Here is a 20807-nt window from a genome sequence, read left to right as displayed (position 1 = left end):
TGCGGCCGACTTTCCAAATGCCTGTACCACCGACAGAGTGGTCCGGCCGCCCACGGTGGGCGCCTACAAGGAGGCAAAACACATGGTTGTCCTCGGACTGATCCTGCTCATTCTCGGTCTCGTGCTCCCGCAGAGCATCCTCGTCACGATCGGCATCATCCTGATCGTCGTCGGCCTGGTGCTCAACTTCGTCCCGATCGGCGGCTCGAGCCGCCGCGTCTTCTAGCGGCACACCACCACGCAGCTCGGGCCCCGGACACCGCATGGTGTCCGGGGCCCGATCGCGTGGTGGGTCAGGCGCCCTCGTTGGGGCGCCGGAACCGGTCGTTGATCCAGGTGCTGGCGGTGCCCATCCAGCCGGCCAGGTCGTGGACGAGCCGGCCGAGCGTGTCCTGCGTACGCTCGAAGGCGATCGCATAGCTCGCGGCGGCCTCCTGCGCGGCTTCGCTGACCGAGGCGTCGTCGTCGCCCTCCCGGCGCGGGTAGGTGCCCGCGAGGATCGCGGTGTAGGCACCCGAGTCGACCCAGCGCCGCAGCTCCGTTGCGCGTACGACCGCGAACGGGTGCGACTGCTGCTGCAGGAGCGACAGCTTGATGAGCGACTCGCGCACGTCGCCGCCCTCGTCGTACTCGGCTCCCTGCGCGAGGAACGAGGTGACGTCGAGCTCCTCGAGCGTGCCGCCGCTGGCGAGCTTCATGTGCGTCCGCAGCGCGGCGGTGGGGTCCTGGCTGGCGAGCAGGCCGGCGCGGTCGGCCGACAGCTCGGCCTTGCGCGACCACTCGAGCAGGCCGACGGTCACCATCCGGATGCCGAGGGCGCCGCCGGGGACGGCGTTGAGCAGTCCGCCGAGGCCGAGCAGGCGCAGCAGGAGGGTGCGGTAGACCGCGTGACCGCTGACCGCGTGGCCGAGCTCGTGGCCGATGACGAAGCGCAGCTCGTCGTCGTCGAGGTGGTGCACCATGCCCGACGACAGCATGATGATCGGGCGCTCCATCCCGACGGTCTGGGCGCTCAGGGTCGGGTCGGCCTGGACGTACATCTCGGGCAGGACCGAGACGTCGAGGCTGCGGCCGACCTCGGCGAGCAGCCGGTGCAGGCGCGCGAACTGGCGCTCGTCGACGCGCACCGCGGAGCCGAGCAGCGTCAACCGCCAGGCCCGCTCGCGGAACACCCCCGACATGGTCTTGAGCAGCACGTCGAAGCCCTTGAGCTTGCGCAGCGCGACCAGCGCGCCCTTGTCGGCGGGGTGCTCCCACGCCCGCGAGCTGATGTCCGTCAGCACGACGCGCGCACGCACCGGCTTCTTCTTGTCCCCCGTTGCCATGGAGGGATCCTGACCTACGAACGCGCGAATGTCAGGGATTCCGTGACACCGATTCGGATCAGGTGCCTGACCGCTCGCCGATCAGCTGGTCGAGGGCGCGCGCCTGGTGGGCGTACAGGTGGCTCTCCGGGTGGCACACGGTCACCAACGCCTTCCACAGGGCCCATCCGCGTGCCCGCGCCCACACGTCGTCGGGCAGTCCGACCGCGTCCCGGAACACCCCGCGCTCGGCCTCGGAGAGCACGGTCCACGCGATCACGAGGTCGCACGCGGGGTCACCCACGCCGCAGGTGCCGAAGTCGATCACGGCGGCCAGCCGCCCATCTCGGGTGAGCAGGTTCCCGGGGGCGACGTCTCCGTGGAACCACACCGGCGCCGCCGTCCACGCCGTGCGCACGGCCTCGTCCCAGATGGCCCAGCAGGCCGCGACGTCCACCCTGTCTGCGAGCTGCGTCAGCGCCTCCTGCACCCCGTCGCCGTACGCACTGGGGTGCGCGCCGCGGTGGAACGAGTGGGCACCGGCCAGCGGCCCGTCGCCGGGCGGCACCGACCTCAGCTCGCGCAGGAACTGGCCCAGGTCCCGGGCCAGCGCGACCCGGTCGAGAGCGGGGTCGCGGTCCGCCGTGGTCCCGGCGATCCAGCGCCGCACCGACCACGGGAACGGGTACGCCGCCCCGGGCGCACTGGTCGCGATCGGCACCGGCACCTCGGCGGTCACGTGGGCCGCCACCAGCGGCAGGCAGCGGTCCTCCTTCGCGATGCCGGCGACGTACCCCTCACCGCTGGGGAGCCGCACCGCGAGGTCGTCGCCGAGGCGGAACGTGCGGTTGTCGTTGCCCTGGTCCGGCACCGGTGACACCGGGAGCTCCGACCACTGCGGGAACTGCTCGGCGACCAGGCTTCGGACGGTCTCGGTGCTGATCTCCACGGGCGCGAGTCTCCCCCACGCACCACCCGTCGTCATCCGGGTTTCCGCGCCGGCCGCCCGTGGGTCCCGGCTCGGCGTACGTAGGGTGTGGAGGTGGCCGACAACGTGCTGTGGATCATCACGGACGACCAGATGCGCTCGACGCTGAGGTCGATGGATCGCACCTGGCGGCGGCTGGTGCGCAAGGGAGTGCACTTCCGGCAGGGGTACAGCGCGATGCCGTTGTGCGGGCCGGCGCGCGCCTCGATCCTCACGAGTCGCTATCCCCACAACCACGGCTGCGCCACCAACATGACCCATCAGCCGTTCGTGGCCCAGGGGCACGACCAGGACACGGCGGCGACCCGGATGAAGGAGGCCGGCTACGACACCGGCTACTTCGGCAAGTACATGAACGGGGTCGCCCAGCAGCCGGCGTACGTCGCTCCCGGCTGGGACCGCTGGGTGACCCTGCTCGACGGGATGATCGACCACCCCCGGGTGAACGTCGACGGCACGGTCCGGAAGGTCGACTCCCAGCGGGAGTTCGACCGGTTCGCCGCCCGGCGGCTCCGCCGCTTCATCCGTCGCCACCACGACACCGGTCCGTGGTTCGCGGTGTACTCGCCGACAGCGCCCCACGGCCCGTCCACACCGAGCCCCGAGCACGCCGATGACTTCGACGACGTGCCGTGGGACCCGCCGGCGTTCAACGAGCCCGACATGAGCGACAAGCCCACGTGGCTGCGAGACCTCCCGCCGCAGGACCGTCGGAAGATGCAGAAGCTCTACGAGGGCAAGCTGGAGGAGCTGCAAGACGTCGACGACCAGATCGGTCAGGTGCTGGACGTCCTGCGGGAGACCGGCCAGCTCAAGCGGACGTGGATCTTCTTCGTCTCCGACAACGGCTACCTGCTGGGCGAGCACCGACTGCTCCACAAGTCTCAGCCCTACGAGGAGGCGGCGGGCATCCCGTTCGTCGTACGCGGACCGGGGGTCGAGCCGCGCACCACCGATGCGCTGGTCTCGCAGGTCGACCTGATGCCCACCACCCTCGACATCGCCGGCCTCGACCCGGACACCGGGCGCGAGCTCGATGGCCGCTCCATGCTCGAGCCGCTCAGGTCCGGCGACTGGTCCGCCTGGCGGCGCCGCCTGATCATCGAGAACACGAACCTCGACTGGGCGCTGCTCCGGGAGGGCTCCCATGCGTACGTCGAGCACCACGGCACCGACGAGTGGGAGCTCTACGACCTCGAGCGCGACCCCCACCAGCTCGCGAGCCTGCGCGATGCCGACGTGTCCGAATGGAGCCGGAAGGCCGGACAACTCACGGGCTCGCAGGGGGTCGCCATGCGGGGGCTCGAGCAGTAGCCACACCCGCCCTCGCCCAGGGGTCGGAGAGGCCACAAATAGGTGGCCCACTCAGCGTCCACAGGCCTTCCGGGTGTGGGTGGGCATCGGTAGACTCGAACGCATGTTCGATGACCTGTCAGACCTCGACACAACCGGCCTCCTGGCCCGGTCGTCCGAGACCGTGCAGGCGCGTCGACTCGCAGAAGTCGACGACCTCGAGGTGCTCGCCCAATGGGCGGCCGTCCACACCAACGACCCGACCCAAGGTCCCGACGGCCACATCGCCCGCCGCGTAGGCAACGTGCTGGTCCAGGTCGGCGGCGACGGCACCCCCGGCGTGCAGGACTTCTGCCTCGGCGAGATCGCCCTGGCCCGCGGCACCGGAGTGATGGCCTCTCGCCACGCACTCGCCGACGTCCTCGACCTGCAGCACCGACTGCCCCTGACCTGGGCCGTGACCCGCCGCGGCGAGTGCGAGGCGTGGGTGGCCCGGCGCGTCGCCAGACTCTCCCGCCACCTGCCGGTCGACAACGTCTCCCTGGTGGACTCCGCGGTCTCCCGGATGATCGCCACCGAAGCAACTGGACGGGTCCTCACGGTCGCCGAGGCCAAGGTCATCGAAGCCGACCCCGAACTGCACGACGAGCGGTGCGAGGCCGAGCGCCAGCGCCGCTACCTCGGCCTCGGCCGCACCGATGAGTACGGACTACGCACCCTCATCGCCCGACTCGAAGCCGGCGACGCGGTCGCCGTCGACGCCACCATCCACCGCGTCGGGGAGATCATCGCGCCCCGCCACCCCGACGCCAGCCCCGACGAGCTCCGCGCCCTCGCGTTCGGCTGGCTCGCCCGTCCCGCCGAGCTCCTTGCCCTCCTCGTGGAACACCTCACCCCCGAGGCCGAGCCCGAGCCGGACCCGGACCTGGACCTCGACCTCGGCGAGCCGGACCTCGACGAGCCGGACCCCGAACCCGGTCCGTCGCGAGCCCTCGCGTTCCCCGCCGACCTCCTCGACGCGCTCCGCGAGATCGACCTCACCCCGCTCGCACCGAAGGTCGTCCTGCACGTCCACCTCCACGAAGCCGCACTCGGCAACACCGGCGGCGTCGCCCGGGTCGAAGGGTTCGGCCCCGTCACGCTCTCCCGCCTCGCCGACCTCCTCCGCGGCTGCGTCGTCAAGGTCCAGCCCGTCAAGGACCTCTCCGATCGGGTCCGCTACACCGCCTACGAACACCCCGAGTCACTGCGCGACCAGGTCCACCTCGTCACCGGCGGCGACTACTGGCCCTGGGCCACCTCGACCAGCCGCACCGTCGACCTCGACCACCCCACCCCCTACGACCACGGCGACGAGGGCCGAGAACCCCCGCCGGACCAGACCGGCTCCCACAACTCCGGCCCCCTCGGCCGACGACACCACCGCTGGAAGACCCACGCCGGCTACCGATCGCGCCAGTGCGGCGAAGGCCGCTACGTCTGGCTCACCCCCCACGGCCTCGGGTTCCTCGTCGACCACACCGGCACCCACCGCATCCACCCCGAGAAAGCCCGGATCATCCTCGACGCACCCCTCGGAGTGGACATCTACCCGGCATAGATCGGGGGCGCTGCAGGCAATGGCGGCGGTAGGTGCTGATGGTCATTGGGCGGTGAGGTCACGCAGGTCGCCCCACCCTCTGCGGTTGGCGTAAGGGACCAGCACGAGCGCAAGCACGACGAAGGGAAGGGCCAGGTTCCATTCGCTGAGCGCGGACGCTTGCCACGTTGCTCCGTCCACGAGACCGCCGACCCTGGCCACGTCGTTCGACATGCCGTGCATGACGACGGCCAGCAGGGTGGCTTGTCCGGCTCGGGCCCAGAAGAACGTCATCACCACGGAGATGGCGACGATCTTGACGGTGAAGGCGCCGAGGTACGCCACGGCTCCCCAGAGTCCGTAGTCGAGGAAGGCGTCGAACTTCACCGGGAAGTGCCATGACGCCCAGGCGAGACCCACGATGACAGAGGCGGCCAGTGGCCCTCGGGTCCGGAGCAGCACCGGGAGCGCGAACCCGCGCCACCCGTTCTCCTCCAGCAGGGCCCCGGCATCAAGAAACATCGCCACCGGGAGCAACGCCAGCATGCTCCAGGAGAAGTGCCAGACGAAGTCCTGCGGCACGAGTGCCCGGTGCAGCAACCCGCTGGCCAGGTTGCAGGCAGAGAACACAACGACAACGACCAGCCAGATCCTGAGTCCCTGGCGTGCGCCGACCTCCTTCGACCACGGACGGAACCGTCTGCCTACCCCACGCACGAGGGCACGTCCGCCCCGGATGCGCGCGACGACCAGCACCGCAAGGTCCGGCGCTGCGACCTGAGCAAGCGCCAGCGTGACGCCGAGAAGTGCGGCGGGGTAGACCACGATGACCCGTCCGGCTGTGAGCAGGTCAGAGCCGAAGTCGAGTCCTGCCCTCGACAGCCCGTCGTCGATCGCAGTCTCCGCGCCGCTGACGAGGAAAGCCACCCCCAACGCGACTTCCAGCGCTACAGCTATGAGCCAGAAGGTGAGGACCAGGCGGCGCGGAAGGACGACCTCCTCGACGCCGGGCGTCTCCCTTCTTGAGTCTTCGATTCCCACAGGGGGAGGTTCTCAGTCCGACGAGCCCGCTCCCATCCGGCAAGACCCTGACGCACCCCGGACCATCAACCGCTCGTCGGAGCCATCGGTGGACCCGCGGGTGGCGGCCAGTTCTGGCCTCGACGTCGTGTGCCACGTCCATCGGTTGGCTGGCGGAGGCCGAGGCTGCCGCGGGGCAGCGATCCTTCGGGACTATGCCGTGACTGCCACCGCGGCGAGGCCGGCGGCAAGGGCCGCGAGGCCGGCGGCGCGCACCTTGCTAGCGGGGATGTCGGCCTCGGTCCCGAAGCGGTCGTGCAGTCGTCGCAGGTGCCGGGTGACCGGCCCGCCGCGTAAGCCGATGGCAAGGAGGACGAGGCAGGGCAGGCAGTAGATGACGGCGTAGGCAGCCAGGAGGGCGAGAGCGACCGGGGCGCCGACGTCGGCGCTCACCAGGCGCTCGATCGCGATGAAGTAAGGGAACGCGTTGGGCAGGTCGGCACCTGTCATCAGCACCCCGAGGCCGGCTGCGGTGCCGGGGTTGAACCAGGACGGGAGGACGAGCTCACGGCGTCTCCGGGGTCCTAGCGCCTGGATCGCCGACACCAGAACGACCGCGGCGGCGAACCCGAACGCGCCCCGTCGTACCCACACGAGGCCGTTCGCGACGCCGTCGGTCGCCGCGTCGGCGCCGAGGTAGACCATCACGCCCACACTCAGGACCGTCAGGAAGGCGCCGGCGACGAACCCCAGGGTGTCGGCGACGGGGTTCCTCCTCGACCCCAGCAGGATGAGCGTCACCGCGACGAGCGTGGCCGGGTTGAGTGAGTCCAAGGCCGCCAGCCCGCCGAGACCGGCCACCAGTGGCCACGTCACTTGCTCGATCCCTTGTCGTCGTCACGCCCGACCAGGTGGGCGACGAGGTCCTCGATCCGCTGTGCTGACGGCGCTTCGCCGAAGAGCGACTCGACAAAGAGCCCGTCGCCGACGAGCCTGATGACCTCGGCACGCAGCGGGTTGCCGAGCTCCGCAGCGATGAGTCCCTCCCACCGCTCGATGGCGGCGTCGATGTCACTGGGGAGCGAGTCACGCGTGCGCAACGACGCCAGCACCAGCAGGGCCACAGCCCGGTCCTCGGTCGTCGGCAGGGAGAGGCGGAGGTACGTCGCCGCAGCATCGCCACGCCGGGCAGCGGCGGTCATCGCCTCGTCCACCCGGGCGACAGCCCGGGCAGCCAACGCTGCCTCCAGTGCTCCCCGGTCCGGGAAGTAGTGCAGGACCGCCTGCTTGGTCCGGCCCAGCGTCCCGGCGATCGCCTGGATGCTGGGCGGTTGGCCCTCACTGATGATCAGGTCCTGCATGGCGTCGAGGACGTCGTCGGCATTCATACCTACAGCCTACCTTCCGGTAGGTAGGTGTGTGCGGCGGGAGCCCCAACCTCGTCGCGGCATGACGGGGTGCGTTCCTGCCACGTCGCGGGCCTGCAAGGATCGGACCATGAGCCATCCTGGTGGCAACGAGGGCGTGGTCACGCTCTCCGACGGCAGGGTCCTGCTTCGGCCCTGGTCGAGAGACGACGCGCCATTCATGGCGGCGGCGAGTGCCGACCCAGCGATACAGCGCTACAACGTCCTCACGACCGCCAGGGACGTCCTGCTCCACCACCGTCAGTCTTCGAGGCCGAGGCCGCGATCGACCAGTTCGTGCTGGGTTGGCAAGCGTTTGCTGCAAGTGGCAATCCTCGTGGGACCGCGTTCGCGATCACCGACGCGGCGTCCGGCGATCTCGTCGGCTGCTGCGGCGTTGACGATTGGACCGACGAGGATGTGGTGAAGTTCGGATACTGGATCGCGGACGGGGCGAGGGGGCGCGGCTACGCCACGCGAGCGGTGATCCTGATGACGCGGTGGCTGTTCGACCTGGGAGCGGCGCGTGCCTTCCTGACGATCGTCGCCGACAACGAGGGCTCAGTCGTGGTGGCCCGTCGAGCCGGGTTCACTCATGAGGGCACGATGCGTGCTCACAGTGTCTGGCAGGGCGAGCGTCATGACGTGCTGCTCTACGCTGCTCTACGCTGCGCTACCGCTCGAGTGGTCAGGCTGAGCCAACCACTCATCCGTGGATCCAGTCGCGCGCACCGCGACATGTCAGGACCGACGAGGACCCGCGTGACCAGCGAGACACCGCCAGCACCCGAGGGGAGAGCGGACGTCCGCTCCTCAGCCTTCCCGTACCGGGATCCGCACCCCACGCTCGTCGGCCACCTCGATCGCGCGGTCGTAGCCTGCGTCGACGTGGCGGATGACGCCCATGCCGGGGTCGTTGGTGAGCACCCGCTCGATCTTCTCGGCTGCCAGCGAGGTGCCGTCGGCGACGGTGACCTGGCCGGCGTGGAGCGAGCGGCCGATGCCGACGCCGCCGCCGTGGTGGAACGACACCCACGTCGCACCCGACGCGGTGTTGACCAGCGCGTTGAGGATCGCCCAGTCAGCGATGGCGTCGGACCCGTCGAGCATCGCCTCGGTCTCGCGGTACGGCGAGGCCACCGAACCACAGTCGAGGTGGTCGCGGCCGATGACGACCGGCGCCTTGAGCTCGCCGCTCGCCACCATCTCGTTGAACTTCGCGCCCGCCTTCGCTCGGTCGCCGTACCCGAGCCAGCAGATCCGCGCCGGCAGTCCCTGGAACTGCACGCGCTCGCGAGCCATGTCGAGCCAGGCGTGCAGGCGCGCGTACTCCGGCTTCTCGTCGACCGGGAACAGCTCCTTGATCGCGCGGTCGGTGGCGTAGATGTCCTCGGGGTCACCCGACAGTGCGGCCCAGCGGAACGGGCCCTTGCCCTCGCAGAAGAGGGGCCGGATGTACGCCGGCACGAACCCGGGGAACTCGAAAGCCCGGTCGTAGCCGCCCTTGCGGGCCTCGTCGCGGATCGAGTTGCCGTAGTCGAAGACCTCGGCGCCGGCGTCCTGGAACTCCACCATCGCGCGCACGTGGCGGGCCATGGACTCCTGGCTCCGCTTGGTGAACCCGCGGGGATCTTGCGTGCGCTCGCGCTCCCAGTCGACGTACGCCGTCCCGGCCGGGAGGTAGAACAGCGGGTCGTGCGCGGAGGTCTGGTCGGTGACGATGTCGACGAGGGGACCGTCCGCGGAGTCGTCGCCGGCCCGGTCGAGGTGGCGCTCCAGCAGCTCGGGCAGCACGTCGGCCGCATTGCCGAGGACGCCGATGGACAGGCCCCGGCGCTCGTCGCGCGCCTCGAGGGCCAGCTCGATCGCGTGGTCGAGGTCGCGCGCCTGGACGTCGAGGTAGCGGGTCTCGAGGCGGCGGTCGATGCGGTGCTGGTCGCACTCGATGCAGATCGCGACGCCGTCGTTCATCGTGACGGCCAGCGGCTGCGCGCCACCCATGCCGCCGAGCCCGGCGGTGACGGTGATCGTCCCGGCGAGGGTGCCGCCGCAGTGCTCATACCGGCCAGAGGCCGCGAGCTTGTCGGCGATCGCGGCGAACGTCTCGAACGTGCCCTGCAGGATGCCCTGCGTGCCGATGTAGATCCACGAGCCGGCCGTCATCTGGCCGTACATCGTCAGCCCGAGGTCCTCGAGCCGGCGGAACTCCTCCCAGTTGGCCCAGTCGCCGACGAGGTTGGAGTTGGCGATCAGCACCCGCGGCGCCCACGCGTGCGTGCGCATGATCCCGACCGGCTTGCCCGACTGCACCAGCAGCGTCTCGTCATCCTCGAGGTCGCGCAGCGAGCGGACGATGGCGTCGTACGCCTCCCAGTTGCGCGCCGCCTTGCCGGTGCCGCCGTAGACCACGAGGTCCTCGGGGCGCTCGGCGTTGTCGGGGTCGAGGTTGTTCATCAGCATCCGCAGCGGCGCCTCGGTCTGCCACGACTTCGCGGTCAGCTCGGTGCCGTGCGCGGCGTGGATGGGCAGGCGGGGGTTGGTGGCGTTCACTGCAGTTCTCCGATCACGGACTCGGCGGCGGCGAGGACCGCGCCGGACTGGACGAGGCCGACGGCGGCCTCGATCTCGGGCGAGAGGTGGCGGTCGGGGCCTGGCCCCTGGATGCCGGAGCCGCGCAGCAGCGCGACGACCGCGGCGGTGGCGGGCGACGGCGTGAGAGGGGCGCGCAGGTCGAGCGCGCGAGCGGCGGTCAGCACCTCGATGGCGACGACCCGCGACAACCCGTCGACGGACGTACGCAGCTTGCGGGCGGCGTTCCACCCCATCGAGACGTGGTCCTCCTGCATCGCGCTGGACGGGATCGAGTCGACCGACGCCGGCACGGCGAGGCGCTTCATCTCGGAGACGATCGCGGCCTGGGTGTACTGCGCGATCATGTGGCCGCTGTCGACGCCGGGGTCGTCGGCGAGGAACGGCGGAAGCCCGTGGCTGCGGGCCTTGTCGAGGAACCGGTCCGTACGCCGCTCGCTCATCGACGCGACATCGGCGGCGACGATCGCCAGGAAGTCGAGGACGTAGGCCACCGGAGCACCGTGGAAGTTGCCGTTGGACTCGACCGTGTCACCGATGACGACCGGGTTGTCGATGGCGCTCGCCAGCTCGCGTCCAGCAACCAGGGCCGCATGCTCGACGGTGTCGCGCGCGGCGCCGTGCACCTGCGGCGAGCACCGCAGCGAGTACGCGTCCTGCACCCGGTTGCAGTCCCCCGTCTGGTGCGAGGCGACGATGGCGGAGTCCGCCATCAGGGCCGTGAGGTTCGCCGCCGACAGTCCCTGCCCGGGATGCGGCCGGATGGCCTGCAGCGCCGGGGCGAAGACCCGGTCGGTGCCGAGCTGGCCCTCGACGCTCATCGCGGCCGCGATGTCGGCGGTGCGCAGCAGCATCCGCAGGTCGGCGATCGCCATGACCAGCATGCCGAGCATCCCGTCGGTGCCGTTGATGAGGGCGAGCCCCTCCTTGGCGACCAGCTCGACGGGCACGAGCCTGGCAGCGGCGAGCGCCTCCGCCGCAGGCATCAGCTCGCCCGAGGCGTCGCGGACGTCGCCCTCGCCCATCAGCGCGAGCGCGCAGTGCGACAGCGGCGCGAGGTCACCGGAGCACCCGAGGGAGCCGTACTCCCGCACGACCGGCGTGATGCCGTGGGACAGCAGGCCGGCCAGGAGCTGCGCGGTCTCCCGACGTACGCCGGTGTGTCCCGTCGCCAGCGTCGACAACCGCAGCAGCATGAGGGCGCGCACCACCTCGCGCTCGACCTCGCGGCCGGAGCCGGCCGCGTGCGAGCGGACGAGCGAGCGCTGGAGCTGGGCGCGCATCTCGGCGGGGATGTGCCGGGTGGCGAGCGCGCCGAACCCGGTGCTCACGCCGTACGTCGGCGTCTCGGCCGCCGCGAGCGTCTCGATGACGCCGCGGGCGTGGTCGATCGCCTCGAGTGCCTCGTCGGTCAGGTCGACCGCGGCCCCGTCGCGGGCAACGCGGACGAGGTCGTCGAAGGAGACGGGGCCGACGCCCACCTCGATGGCTCCCCTGACGGTGCCGATGCTCTGCATGTCGCTCATCAAACCCCGGTGGATCGGCCCCCACCAGAGGTCTCAGCCCGTCCAGGGTCTCGCATACGAGACCGTGCCACCCACCCGAACGGGGGACACCAACCGTCGGCACGTGTGGCACGGTGAAGGCGGAGCGACCCGTCGCGGTCGCAGGGAGAGAGATCCGCATGAGCACCACCGCTTGGATCATCATCATCGTCGTCGTCCTGGTCGCGGCAGCCGTCGCCGCGTGGCTCGTCACGAAGCAGCGCGAGAACAAGCAGCACGAGCACGCCGAGCAGATCCGGCAGGAGGCGCACGAGCACGCGGCCGCCGTCCCCCAGGCGCACGACCACGCCCAGGAGGCCGAGGCCAAGGCGGAGGTCGCCCGCCTCGAGGCGGAGCGCGCAGCGCGCGAGGCTCGCGAGGCACAGGTCGCCGCGACCCAGCAGGAGGCCGTGCACGAGGACCACCTGCGGACCGCCGACGAGGTGGACCCGCGCGTCGACACCAGCGCCGACGGGACGACGGGCGACACGCACCGCCCCTGAGACCGCCCACTACCTCTGGACACAGGGGCCAGTGCTGGAAGACTGGCCCCTCCCTGTCCACTCGAAAGAGGAATCTCGTGACCCCGTTCATCCTCATCGCAGTCATCCTCCTGGTCGTGATCGGCGGTGCTGCGTACGTCATCCGCCAGCGGAACCGCGAGGCCAACATCGCCCGCGCCGACCAGTTGCGGACCCAGGCCGCCACCCAGGCGCAGAGCACCCTGCCCCCGACCCAGGACCGGGCCGCCGAGGCGGAGGCGAAGGCCGAGGAGGCACGCGCAGCGGCGGAGCGCGCCGAGGCAGAGGCCGAGGAGGCGCGCGTCGCCGCCGCACAGGCCGAGGCCCAGCACGAGGGCCAGGTCCGCGCGGCCGACCGCCTCGACCCGCGGGTCGACGACAGGTCGGACGACTACGCGGCGCAGGTCGGCGGGACCGTCGACCAGCAGCCCACCCCGCCCGCCGAGGCCAACCCCGCCCCGCAGCCGGAGCCGCAGCCGGAGACCCCGGCCACACTCCCACAGCGCACGCGCGGCGCCCAGGAGATGCCGGGAAAGCCGATCGAGACCGACGGCAGCGGCGGCTGGTTCACCCGCAAGGACTCCTGACCGGCCCGGACGTGCCACGATCTGCCTCGTGAGCCAGGTCCCAGCCGCCACCCGTGCCCTGAGGGTCCTGCGGTTCCTGGCCACGCAGGCGGACCCGGTGCCCCTCGACCGCGTGATGCGGGCCTGCGACCTGCCGCGCAGCACGGCGTACCACCTGCTCAACACGATGATCGACGAGGGCTTCGTCGTGCACCTGCCCGACGAGCACCGCTACGGCCTCGGCGTCGCGGCCTTCGAGGTCGGCAGCGGCTTCACCCGCCAGGAGCCGCTCGCCCGGCTGGCGCGCCGGCCGCTGGCCGAGCTCGTCGACCGCACCAGGCACGGCGCCCACCTCGCGGTCCTGCACGGGCGCGACGTGCTCTACGTCATCGAGGAGCGCGCGCCCGGACGGCCGCCGCTCGTCACCGACGTCGGCGTACGCCTGCCGGCACACCTCACCGCGTCGGGCCGGACCATCCTGGCGGCCCTGCCGGCCAGCCAGGTGCGGGCCCTCTACCCCGACCGAAGCGCGTTCGTCGACCGGCACGGCAAGGGACCCGCCTCGCTGAGCGCCCTCCGCACGCTCCTCAGCGAGACCCGGCAGCGCGGCCACGCGACGGAGGACGGCGAGGTGACGCCGGGCCTGCAGAGCGTCGCCGCGGCAGTGCTCGACCACAACGGCCACCCGGTGGCGGGCGTGGCCGTGACGTTCCCGAGCGACGACGTCGCCGACGTGCCGGCGATCGCGGCCGCCGTGACGGCGACGGCCGTACGCCTGACCCGACGGGTCAGCGGCGCGGCAGCAGCTTCGCGTTGACGATGATGCGGGTGCGGTAGACGCCGGTGCGGTTGTTGCGGTCGCCACAGGTGATCAGCACCAGCCGCGGCCTGCCCTCGTCGGAGAACAGCGCCGCCACCGCGCGCCGCGACAGGTCCCTCACCCGGCGCACCCGCGTCACCTCGAAGCGGCTCGTGCCGACGTGCACGCGATCGCCGGGCTCGAGCCCGCCCAGGCGGTCGAAGACGCCGCGGCCCTTCGACCAGGTGTGACCGGCCAGCACGGCGCTGCCCGACTGGCCCGGGAGCACGCCGTCGCGCCAGCGGTAGACGTCGCGCACGCTCGTCCCGACGGCGAGCTGACCTGACCTCGTGACGCCGACGGGGAGGATCCCCGCATTGACGCCGCTCGCCGGGATCCACAACCGGCTGACCATGGCGGTGCGCGCGTGCTCGTCGCCCCCCACCGGTCGCGCTCCGGCGGGCGCGGACACCAGCACGGTGGCGATCGCCACGAGGATCACCAGGCACCTGCGCATGCCCGGAACGCTACGCCTCCGAGCGTTGCCACGTGACCTGTCATGGGCGAGGGTCGTTGAGCAGCCGACGACGCCGTCGACCGACCACGACTCTCGAGGACCGCCGTGACCACGACCCCACGCCACCTGCAGCGCACCGTGCTCTCCCTGCTGGCCGCGTGCGGCCTGCTCGTGGGCGGGGTCCTCTCGGCCGCGCCCAGCGGCAGCGGATCAGGTCCCCTTCCCTCGACGTACGACGCCGAGGCGCGGCAGCGGGCCGAGGTCGTCGCCGAGCGGCGCCCGCACACCCACCCCGGGCAGGCAGCATCGGCGGCCGCCTTCGGGGACGGCCACGGCCACGTGCACAACGACCCGACCACGAAGAACGCGATCAGCCGCAGCGGCGAGGCCGCGCAGGGGCCCGACCGCACAACGCCGGCCCAGCGCGCCGCGAGCCGCGCGCGGGTCGCCGCGCAGCGCACCCTGCGCGAACCCCGACTGGTCGGCGTCCCGCTGCGCAGCAAGCGCCGCCTCGTGCCGGAGGACGTGTACGCCATGGCAGGCGGCTGCTACCGCCTCGGCGGCCAGTCGCTGACCTTCCAGGCGACCGGCCTCGGCAGCTACCTCCTCTACGCGCCGGACCGCACGTTCCTCGCCGCGTCCGGCGCGGGCGCCACCTGGGCGGCCGCCCCCTCTCCGGAGTCGGACTGGACCGTCCGCCAGGCCGGCACCGGCCGCTTCACCTTCACGCTCGCCGACGGGCGCGCGCTGCGGCGTACGTCGGGTGGGTTCGCGACCGGCGCGGCCGAGTCGTTCGCGCTGCGTCGCACCGACGGCTGCACGGCGTTCCCCGAGGTCGAGACCAACGTCAGCGGCCGTCCCTTCGGCGGCGTCACGCCGTTCCAGGAGGTGCGCGGCTACGTCGACCCGCACGTCCACGGCCAAACCCACGAGTTCCTCGGCGGCCGGGTGATCTGCAGCCCGCCGTTCCACAAGTACGGCGCCGCCGCCGCGCTCGTCGACTGCCCCGACCACCAGGTCGCCGACGGCCGCGGCGCCGCGCTCGAGGACGTCCTCGCCGGCAGGACGCCCGGCAGCGGGCACGACCCGGTGGGCTGGCCGACCTTCTCCTACTGGCCCAACCCGCACTCGCTGACGCACCAGCAGGTCTACTACAAGTGGCTCGAGCGATCGTGGCGCGCCGGGCTGCGGATCCACACCAGCCTGCTCACCGAGAACCACATCCTCTGCACGATCTACCCGCTCAAGAAGAACTCGTGCGACGACCGCGACGCCGTACGCCTGCAGGCCACGGACATGCGCGCGATGCAGGACTACATCGACGCGCAGTACGGCGGCCCGGGCCGCGGGTGGTACCGGATCGTCACCGATCCGTTCGAGGCCCGCCGGGTCATCAACCAGGGCAAGCTCGCGGTGGTCATGGGCATGGAGACGTCGGTGCCGCTGGGCTGCAACGTCCAGCTGGGACGGCCCACCTGCACCGAGGAGCAGATGCTGGCCGAGCTCGCCGAGATGAAGAAGCTCGGCGTCAGCCAGATGGAGCTGACCAACAAGTTCGACAACGCGTTCACCGGTGTGGCCGGCGACGCCGGGACGATCGGGCCGCTGACCAACAGCGCCAACTTCCTCAGCACCGGCTCGTTCCTCCGCATGCAGACCTGCCCGACGACGTACGCCCCCGGCACCGAGGACCGGCTCCAGTCGCCCAACCTCGGCGACCTCGGCAGCCCACCGCAGGGCACGCCTCCCCTGGAAGCGGCACAGCAGGACGCGATCTTCGGCGCCATCTGGAAGCTCTTCGGCGACCTGGGCGTGCAGCCTGCACCGATCTACCCGAGGGGTCCGCACTGCAACCAGCTCGGCCTCAGCCCGCTCGGCAAGCGGCTCATCTCGGCGATGATCGACAGCCGGATCCTCTTCGACCCCGACCACATGAGCGTCGCCGGCCGCAACGCAGCGCTTGACTACCTCGAGGAGCAGCAGGCAGCCGGACGCCCGGTCGGCGTCGTGTCGTCGCACTCGTGGTCGACCCCGGACGCCTACCCGCGCATCTACCGGCTTGGCGGCTTCGTCGCGCCGTACGCCGGCGACTCGACGGGCTTCGTCGAGAAGTGGCGCCAGCACCTCGGCTGGACCGACGAGCGCTTCTACTTCGGCTTCGGCTTCGGCTCGGACATGAACGGCTTCGGCGCGCAGGGCGACCCGCGCGGGGCCGGCGCACCCGCCCCGGTGACGTACCCCTTCACCGGGCTCAACGGCGTCTCGATCAGCCAGCAGCGCAGCGGCGAGCGCGTCTTCGACATCAACACCGACGGCGTCGCCCACTACGGCTTGTACGCCGACTGGGTCGAGGACGTCGAGCACGTGGCCGGCACAGACGGTGCGGCGCTCGGCGCCGACCTGGGCCGGGGCGCGGAGGCCTACCTCCAGACGTGGGAGCGCTCGTGGGGCGTGGCGCCCGACTCGTGCCGCAACCCGGATCAGCGCCGGTCGGTGCGCGCCTTCACCCGCGCCGCCGGCACGGGCTTGAGGGTCCGCGCCCTGATGCAGCGCGTCGGCCAGCCGTGGCAGCGGCTGGGACGCGAGTTCACCTACTGCGCGAGGAAGCCGGGCAAGCAGCGGGTGCTGATGACCGTCGAGCTGTCGCGGGCCGGCAAGGTGACCGGGGTGCGGTCAGGAGTGGGTCGCTCGTGACCGGGTGGGCATCGGGTCCGACCGGACGCCCTCGCGGTCGGTGAGCTCGGCGGCCGGCACGGTCGCCTGGAAGATCCCCGGCTCGGCCTCGGTGGCACCGAGCTCCTCGGCCTCGGCGAGGGAGCCGGGGGTGACCAGCACCAGCGCCTCCTCGCCCGCCTGCTGCAGGACGCGTACGCGGTGCTCGCGCCAGCGCGCGAGCAGCGCGATGTCGAAGACCTCGCACTCGGAGACCGGGAGGACGCGCGCGTGGACCATCGGCCGGACCTGCTCGAAGCCCTCGGGGGCCCGCTGGTCACCGACCCACACGAGCTCGACGGACTGCTGGTCGGAGGTGTACGAGCACGGCAGGTCGAGGACACCGTGCTTGGCGCGCGGACCGATCAGGTGCAGCGGCGGGAAGTAGCCCTTGGCGCCCTGCCACCCGCGGGCGGCGCCCTGGTAACGGGAGAACTCCCGCTCGGTGCCGTCGAGGTCGACCCGGATGTAGCGCGCGCTCACCGGCATCCGCGTCAGGGTCAGGGTCCAGACCGCTGCAGCGTTGCGGAGGAAGCCGGTGGGGAAGGTCGGCCACGGCACCTCGGCATGGCCGGGGGCGTTGGTGGGGACGCGGAGGTCCATGAGCGGATGGGTGGGGAAACGGATCACGTCGACGTGGTCGGGGGCCTCGCCGAACGGGCCGTCCTCACCGTCGAGTCCCAGCGCCGCGACCCGCTCGACCGGGGTGAGGCCGATGAGGTCGTCGGGACGGTAGACGGGACCGGTGAGCCAGTCGTAGCCCTCCTCGACGACGCGACGCGACGCCTCGGGGACCAGCAGCTTCTCCAGGACTGTCATGCTCCGCGCCTCCTCGGGTGGATGGAGGTCACCTTCTCATTGACGTCGGTGAGCTCGTCGACGGAGGCCGCACCGTGCCACCCGTTGTGGAAGTCGCCGGCGAGACCCTCGCGCTCGGCGAGCGCGCCGTCGTTGGTGAAGAAGCCGCACTCGTCACCGGAGACGGCGTTGATCGCGATGGTGCCCCCGCGCCAGGTGGCGGTGGTGGCGACCGACACGAAGTCGTCGAGCTCATCCATCTCGTGGCGGGTGCCGGCGACCCGTACGAAGTCACGGGCGTGCGAGTCGACCCGCACCTCCTGGCCGTCGATGACGGCGTACATGCCTGGTGGTCGGATCATTCGACGGGCATCCACATCTTCTTGCCCATGTAGTCAGTGAGCACGGCGACGAGCTCCTGACCCCCTGAGCTGTCCATCCGCCAGATCTGCGAGCCCTCCGGCATCGTGGTCGGCGTGTCCGTTCGGAACTCCGGGATGCCACCGGAGGTGTAGCCGTTGCCGGTGAACGGGTTCTCCGGGTCGACCGCGTTCGCGTCGAAGGTGCCGTCGCCGTCGAACTTCGAGTGCCGGGGCACGACGAGCTCGCTGGGGTCGGCCTGGTCGTAGCGGAGCACGTGGATGTCGGAGCCGGTCGGGTTGAACTGGGTCGACCCGTCGTCGAGCTTGTAGTCGAGGCCGAGCTTGTCGTGCATCTCCCGCGGGGTGTGCAGCTGGTCGACGTCCTCGGCGCGCGAGGTGAACCCGAAGGTCTGGTCGCTCTGGAAGTAGGGGTTGGTGTCGGACGACCCGCGGAGGTAGTCGTCGACCGTGCCCTCGGGGATCACCCGCTGCATCGGGGTGCCGGGCTCGACGCGGATCGCGTCGCGCGCCTCCGTCAGGCGCTCGATCTCACTCGGCGAGAGGTCGCCGATCGGCTTGTTGACCAGGTCGCGGAGGTCGTCCGGGAGGTCGTCGAGCCGGCGCAGCCCGGTGAGCTCGTCGAGCCGGTCGAGCTTGCCGAGGTCGGCGAGGTTGTCGAGGCGGTTGAGGTCGCCCAACGCGTCGATCGCGTCGAGGCCGCCCTTGGCGCCGCGGGTCGCGAGCGCGCCGGTGCCGGCCGTGGCGATGGCGATGACCGCGTCGGGGACGAGGTGCCCGAGGGCGCGGGCCGGGTCGTCGGCCCAGGTGTCCCAGTCGAGCAGGCTCTTGCCGAGCTCCTTGCCGAAGCCGATCGGGTCGGTCGTGAGGCCGGTGTAGATCCCCTTGGCCATCTCCCAGGCGTTCTCGGCGGACAGCTCGTACTTCTTCATCAGCTCCTCGGGCGTGAGGTCGCCCGTCGCGAGCTTGTAGGCGTCCATCACGAGGTTGACCGGGCTGAACGGCACCATCGTGAGCAGGTCCCACACGGCCTCGCCGGCGCCCTCGAGGATGCCGCCGACGAACTTCAGTCCCGACTCGAGCCAGTTGGGCTCCTCGGGCGCATCGGCGCAGCCCGCCTTCACCTGCCCGGCGCAGACGTGCGCGGCGTTGTCGAGGTCGGCCCGGGCCGAGGCGAGCTCCTGCAGCGCCTCCTGCTGGATCGGGTCGCCCCAGTCGACGAACGGCTCGGCCTGGTCGGTGCCACCGGTGCTCCAGTAGGACCGCATCCGGCCCATGTACGAGTCGTACTGGGTGCGGGCGCTCTGCGACTCCTGCTGACCGCGCTCGTACTCCTTGCGCGCCGCTTCGGCCCGCCGCTGTGCGTCCTCGAGCTCGCCGGCGTACGTCGTCAGGCCGGCGGCGGCCTTCTTGAAGCCGTTGCCGGACTTGATCCAGCGGTCGGGCTCGAGGTCGTGGGCCTCGCGGAACTCGTCGGCCGCGCGGCCGGTCCACCCCGAGACGTCGATCTTCGACAGCGCGTCGCCGGTGTCGAAGAAGAGCTGGCCCTTCTGCTCCATGGTGAGGGCCTTGGACCGGACGTTGCCCGGGTTGCCCTCGATCTCGAAGTCCGGCACCTCACATCACCTTGACCGCGGCGATCGTGCCCTTGAGGGCGGAGAGGGCGTCGTAGCCGGCCTTGTCGGTCTCGAAGTAGTTCATGGCGATCTTGCCGAGCCGACCGGCCATCTCCTCGACGTCCTGGCACAGGTTGTTGACGCCTTCCTCCCACCGGCCCTTGAACTCGTCGAGCGCGTCCCACACGACGTCGCTGCCGACGTCGCCCTTGGAGGGGACCAGGTCCTCGACGTCCTTGTCCTTGAACAGCTTCAGGGTGTCGTTGAGCCCCTGGGCGGCCTTGCCCATGCTCTCGAGGTCCACTTCATAGTCGTACGACGGCATGGCTCCTCGATTCCCCGGGACGGGCTTCCTCAAACCGGATTCTCGACCCTGTCGCGTGGGTGTGAAGATCGCGGGGTGGGGTAGGAGGCCGGTGACCACCCGGGACACGAGGAGAGGGGGCGGCCCGTGGCCGTCGGACTTGTCTACGCCGAGATGCAGGCGGCCGCCCAGGCCGTCGCCGAGGCGATCGAGCCGCTGCAGACGACGCTGAGCGACCTCGGCGCCACCATCGAGAGCGAGGCCGGCTCCGGCTTCAAGGGCCAGGCCGCCGCCGGCTTCGGCGAGGCGATCACCGCCTGGTTCGACGTGGCCGTCACCATCGGCCCGATCCTCGAGGGCTACTCGCAGAACCTGATGTACGTCGCCCAGGAGCACGCGACCAACGACGTCGAGCAGGCCGTACGCGCCGGCCAGCTGGCCGACCGGCTCGGCGGAGGCCCGCGATGAGCGAGCGCGGCCTGGTCGTGCACCACGGATCCCTCTCCACGATCGAGACCGCCCTGGCCGACGCGACGACGGCGATCACCACCCAGATCGACGAGCTCCTCGAGCAGGTCGAGACGCTCACGCCCGGCTGGGACGAGACGAGCGACTCCCACGCCGCCCACCTCGAGCACCAGCAGAAGCTGCGCGACGGGGTCCAAAAGCTGACCGAGGCTCTGGACCAGGTCAAGGCCAAGCTCGCGACCTATCGCGAGGACGCCCGCGAGATCGAGGTGGAGAACGTCGCGATCGTGAACTGATCGCACCTCGCTGTCGGCTCAAGTTACCTGCGGGTAGGATTCTTCTCACGCGCGGGAGACCTGCCGTCGGTGTGCACGGCGGCCATATGCTCCGGCTCAGTACGCCC

Annotated in this window: 21 protein-coding genes and 1 pseudogene; 10 read left to right on the top strand and 12 right to left on the bottom strand. The window is 71.2% G+C overall.

The genetic code is table 11. From position 1 onward, the window contains the following. Positions 1–82: 82 nt before the first annotated feature. On the top strand, positions 83–226 hold the full coding sequence (locus tag EUA94_RS22175; protein ID WP_165356909.1) for a hypothetical protein: 144 nt from the start codon (positions 83–85) through the stop codon (positions 224–226). Between the two features lie 67 nt (positions 227–293). Here EUA94_RS22175 and EUA94_RS14895 read toward each other — a convergent pair whose 3' ends face one another. Continuing rightward, positions 294–1325 (bottom strand): M48 family metallopeptidase, encoded by a 1032-nt coding sequence (locus EUA94_RS14895; RefSeq protein ID WP_129427674.1) that lies wholly within the window; start codon positions 1323–1325, stop codon positions 294–296. Between the two features lie 58 nt (positions 1326–1383). Further along, the gene (locus EUA94_RS14890) at positions 1384–2253 is read right to left on the bottom strand and encodes an aminoglycoside phosphotransferase family protein (protein ID WP_207210562.1); all 870 of its coding nucleotides are present in this window, start codon (positions 2251–2253) and stop codon (positions 1384–1386) included. A 93-nt stretch (positions 2254–2346) separates the two neighbouring features. Between EUA94_RS14890 and EUA94_RS14885 the strand changes: the two genes are divergently transcribed. Together EUA94_RS14885 and EUA94_RS14880 are read left to right on the top strand one after the other, a co-directional pair. Beyond that, entirely contained in the window at positions 2347–3606 is a 1260-nt protein-coding gene (locus tag EUA94_RS14885) for a sulfatase family protein (RefSeq protein WP_129427672.1), read from the top strand. Positions 3607–3709: 103 nt separating this feature from the next. After that, positions 3710–5185 (top strand): hypothetical protein, encoded by a 1476-nt coding sequence (locus EUA94_RS14880; protein WP_129427671.1) that lies wholly within the window; start codon positions 3710–3712, stop codon positions 5183–5185. 42 nt (positions 5186–5227) lie between these two features. Here EUA94_RS14880 and EUA94_RS14875 read toward each other — a convergent pair whose 3' ends face one another. From EUA94_RS14875 to EUA94_RS14865, 3 genes are all read right to left on the bottom strand, one after another. After that, complete coding sequence (locus EUA94_RS14875) at positions 5228–6205, bottom strand: CPBP family intramembrane glutamic endopeptidase (RefSeq protein WP_129427670.1); 978 nt, start codon at positions 6203–6205, stop codon at positions 5228–5230. A 192-nt stretch (positions 6206–6397) separates the two neighbouring features. Further along, positions 6398–7060, bottom strand: a complete 663-nt coding sequence (locus EUA94_RS14870; RefSeq protein WP_165356908.1) for a GAP family protein — start codon at positions 7058–7060, stop codon at positions 6398–6400. After that, positions 7057–7572, bottom strand: coding sequence for a hypothetical protein (locus EUA94_RS14865; RefSeq protein WP_129427668.1), 516 nt, complete (start codon positions 7570–7572; stop codon positions 7057–7059). The genes EUA94_RS14870 and EUA94_RS14865 overlap by 4 nt, the downstream gene beginning before the upstream one ends. 27 nt (positions 7573–7599) lie before the next feature. On the opposite strand from EUA94_RS14865, the pseudogene EUA94_RS23140 reads away from it, so the two are divergent. Continuing rightward, positions 7600–8172: pseudogene (locus EUA94_RS23140) on the top strand (GNAT family N-acetyltransferase); the annotation flags it as partial. A 231-nt stretch (positions 8173–8403) separates the two neighbouring features. Here the strand turns inward: EUA94_RS23140 and hutU are convergent. Both hutU and hutH read right to left on the bottom strand, forming a co-directional pair. Continuing rightward, positions 8404–10140 carry a urocanate hydratase gene (gene hutU / locus EUA94_RS14855; protein WP_129427667.1) on the bottom strand — a complete coding sequence of 579 codons (1737 nt, stop codon included), beginning with the start codon at positions 10138–10140 and terminating at the stop codon, positions 8404–8406. Continuing rightward, on the bottom strand, positions 10137–11705 hold the full coding sequence (gene hutH / locus EUA94_RS14850; RefSeq protein ID WP_242494894.1) for a histidine ammonia-lyase: 1569 nt from the start codon (positions 11703–11705) through the stop codon (positions 10137–10139). The genes hutU and hutH overlap by 4 nt, the downstream gene beginning before the upstream one ends. A gap of 158 nt (positions 11706–11863) precedes the next feature. Here hutH and EUA94_RS14845 point away from each other — a divergent pair, with 158 nt between their 5' ends. From EUA94_RS14845 to EUA94_RS14835, 3 genes are all read left to right on the top strand, one after another. Continuing rightward, positions 11864–12226 (top strand): hypothetical protein, encoded by a 363-nt coding sequence (locus tag EUA94_RS14845; RefSeq protein WP_129427666.1) that lies wholly within the window; start codon positions 11864–11866, stop codon positions 12224–12226. A gap of 77 nt (positions 12227–12303) precedes the next feature. After that, positions 12304–12831, top strand: coding sequence for a hypothetical protein (locus EUA94_RS14840; protein ID WP_129427665.1), 528 nt, complete (start codon positions 12304–12306; stop codon positions 12829–12831). A 28-nt stretch (positions 12832–12859) separates the two neighbouring features. Beyond that, a complete protein-coding gene (locus tag EUA94_RS14835; RefSeq protein WP_129427664.1) occupies positions 12860–13627 on the top strand; it encodes an IclR family transcriptional regulator in 768 nt (255 codons plus the stop codon). Here the strand turns inward: EUA94_RS14835 and EUA94_RS14830 are convergent. Further along, the gene (locus tag EUA94_RS14830; protein ID WP_129427663.1) at positions 13599–14126 is read right to left on the bottom strand and encodes a class F sortase; all 528 of its coding nucleotides are present in this window, start codon (positions 14124–14126) and stop codon (positions 13599–13601) included. The two genes, EUA94_RS14835 and EUA94_RS14830, sit on opposite strands and share 29 nt — an antisense overlap. A gap of 105 nt (positions 14127–14231) precedes the next feature. Here EUA94_RS14830 and EUA94_RS14825 point away from each other — a divergent pair, with 105 nt between their 5' ends. Continuing rightward, positions 14232–16820, top strand: a complete 2589-nt coding sequence (locus EUA94_RS14825) for an amidohydrolase family protein (protein WP_129427662.1) — start codon at positions 14232–14234, stop codon at positions 16818–16820. On the opposite strand, the gene EUA94_RS14820 is transcribed toward EUA94_RS14825, so the two are convergent. From EUA94_RS14820 to EUA94_RS14805, 4 genes are read right to left on the bottom strand one after another with little or no spacing between them, the layout of a single operon-like run. Then, positions 16800–17657 (bottom strand): hypothetical protein, encoded by an 858-nt coding sequence (locus tag EUA94_RS14820; protein WP_129427661.1) that lies wholly within the window; start codon positions 17655–17657, stop codon positions 16800–16802. The two genes, EUA94_RS14825 and EUA94_RS14820, sit on opposite strands and share 21 nt — an antisense overlap. Next, on the bottom strand, positions 17654–17998 hold the full coding sequence (locus tag EUA94_RS14815; protein ID WP_129427660.1) for a hypothetical protein: 345 nt from the start codon (positions 17996–17998) through the stop codon (positions 17654–17656). Before EUA94_RS14815 ends, EUA94_RS14820 begins: the two co-directional genes overlap by 4 nt. Further along, positions 17995–19632 carry a putative T7SS-secreted protein gene (locus EUA94_RS14810; RefSeq protein ID WP_129427659.1) on the bottom strand — a complete coding sequence of 546 codons (1638 nt, stop codon included), beginning with the start codon at positions 19630–19632 and terminating at the stop codon, positions 17995–17997. Before EUA94_RS14810 ends, EUA94_RS14815 begins: the two co-directional genes overlap by 4 nt. Before the next feature lies 1 nt (position 19633). Beyond that, positions 19634–19957 (bottom strand): hypothetical protein, encoded by a 324-nt coding sequence (locus EUA94_RS14805; protein WP_129427658.1) that lies wholly within the window; start codon positions 19955–19957, stop codon positions 19634–19636. 126 nt (positions 19958–20083) lie between these two features. On the opposite strand from EUA94_RS14805, the gene EUA94_RS14800 reads away from it, so the two are divergent. Both EUA94_RS14800 and EUA94_RS14795 read left to right on the top strand, forming a co-directional pair. Then, complete coding sequence (locus tag EUA94_RS14800; RefSeq protein WP_129427657.1) at positions 20084–20404, top strand: WXG100 family type VII secretion target; 321 nt, start codon at positions 20084–20086, stop codon at positions 20402–20404. Beyond that, on the top strand, positions 20401–20700 hold the full coding sequence (locus EUA94_RS14795; protein WP_129427656.1) for a WXG100 family type VII secretion target: 300 nt from the start codon (positions 20401–20403) through the stop codon (positions 20698–20700). Before EUA94_RS14800 ends, EUA94_RS14795 begins: the two co-directional genes overlap by 4 nt. Positions 20701–20807 lie beyond the last annotated feature (107 nt).

The sequence above is a fragment of the Nocardioides zhouii genome, assembly GCF_004137345.1.
GTDB lineage: Bacteria > Actinomycetota > Actinomycetes > Propionibacteriales > Nocardioidaceae > Nocardioides > Nocardioides zhouii.
The sequence above is the reverse complement of the archived record's forward strand: the minus strand, read 5'-3'. Positions and strand labels throughout refer to the sequence as shown.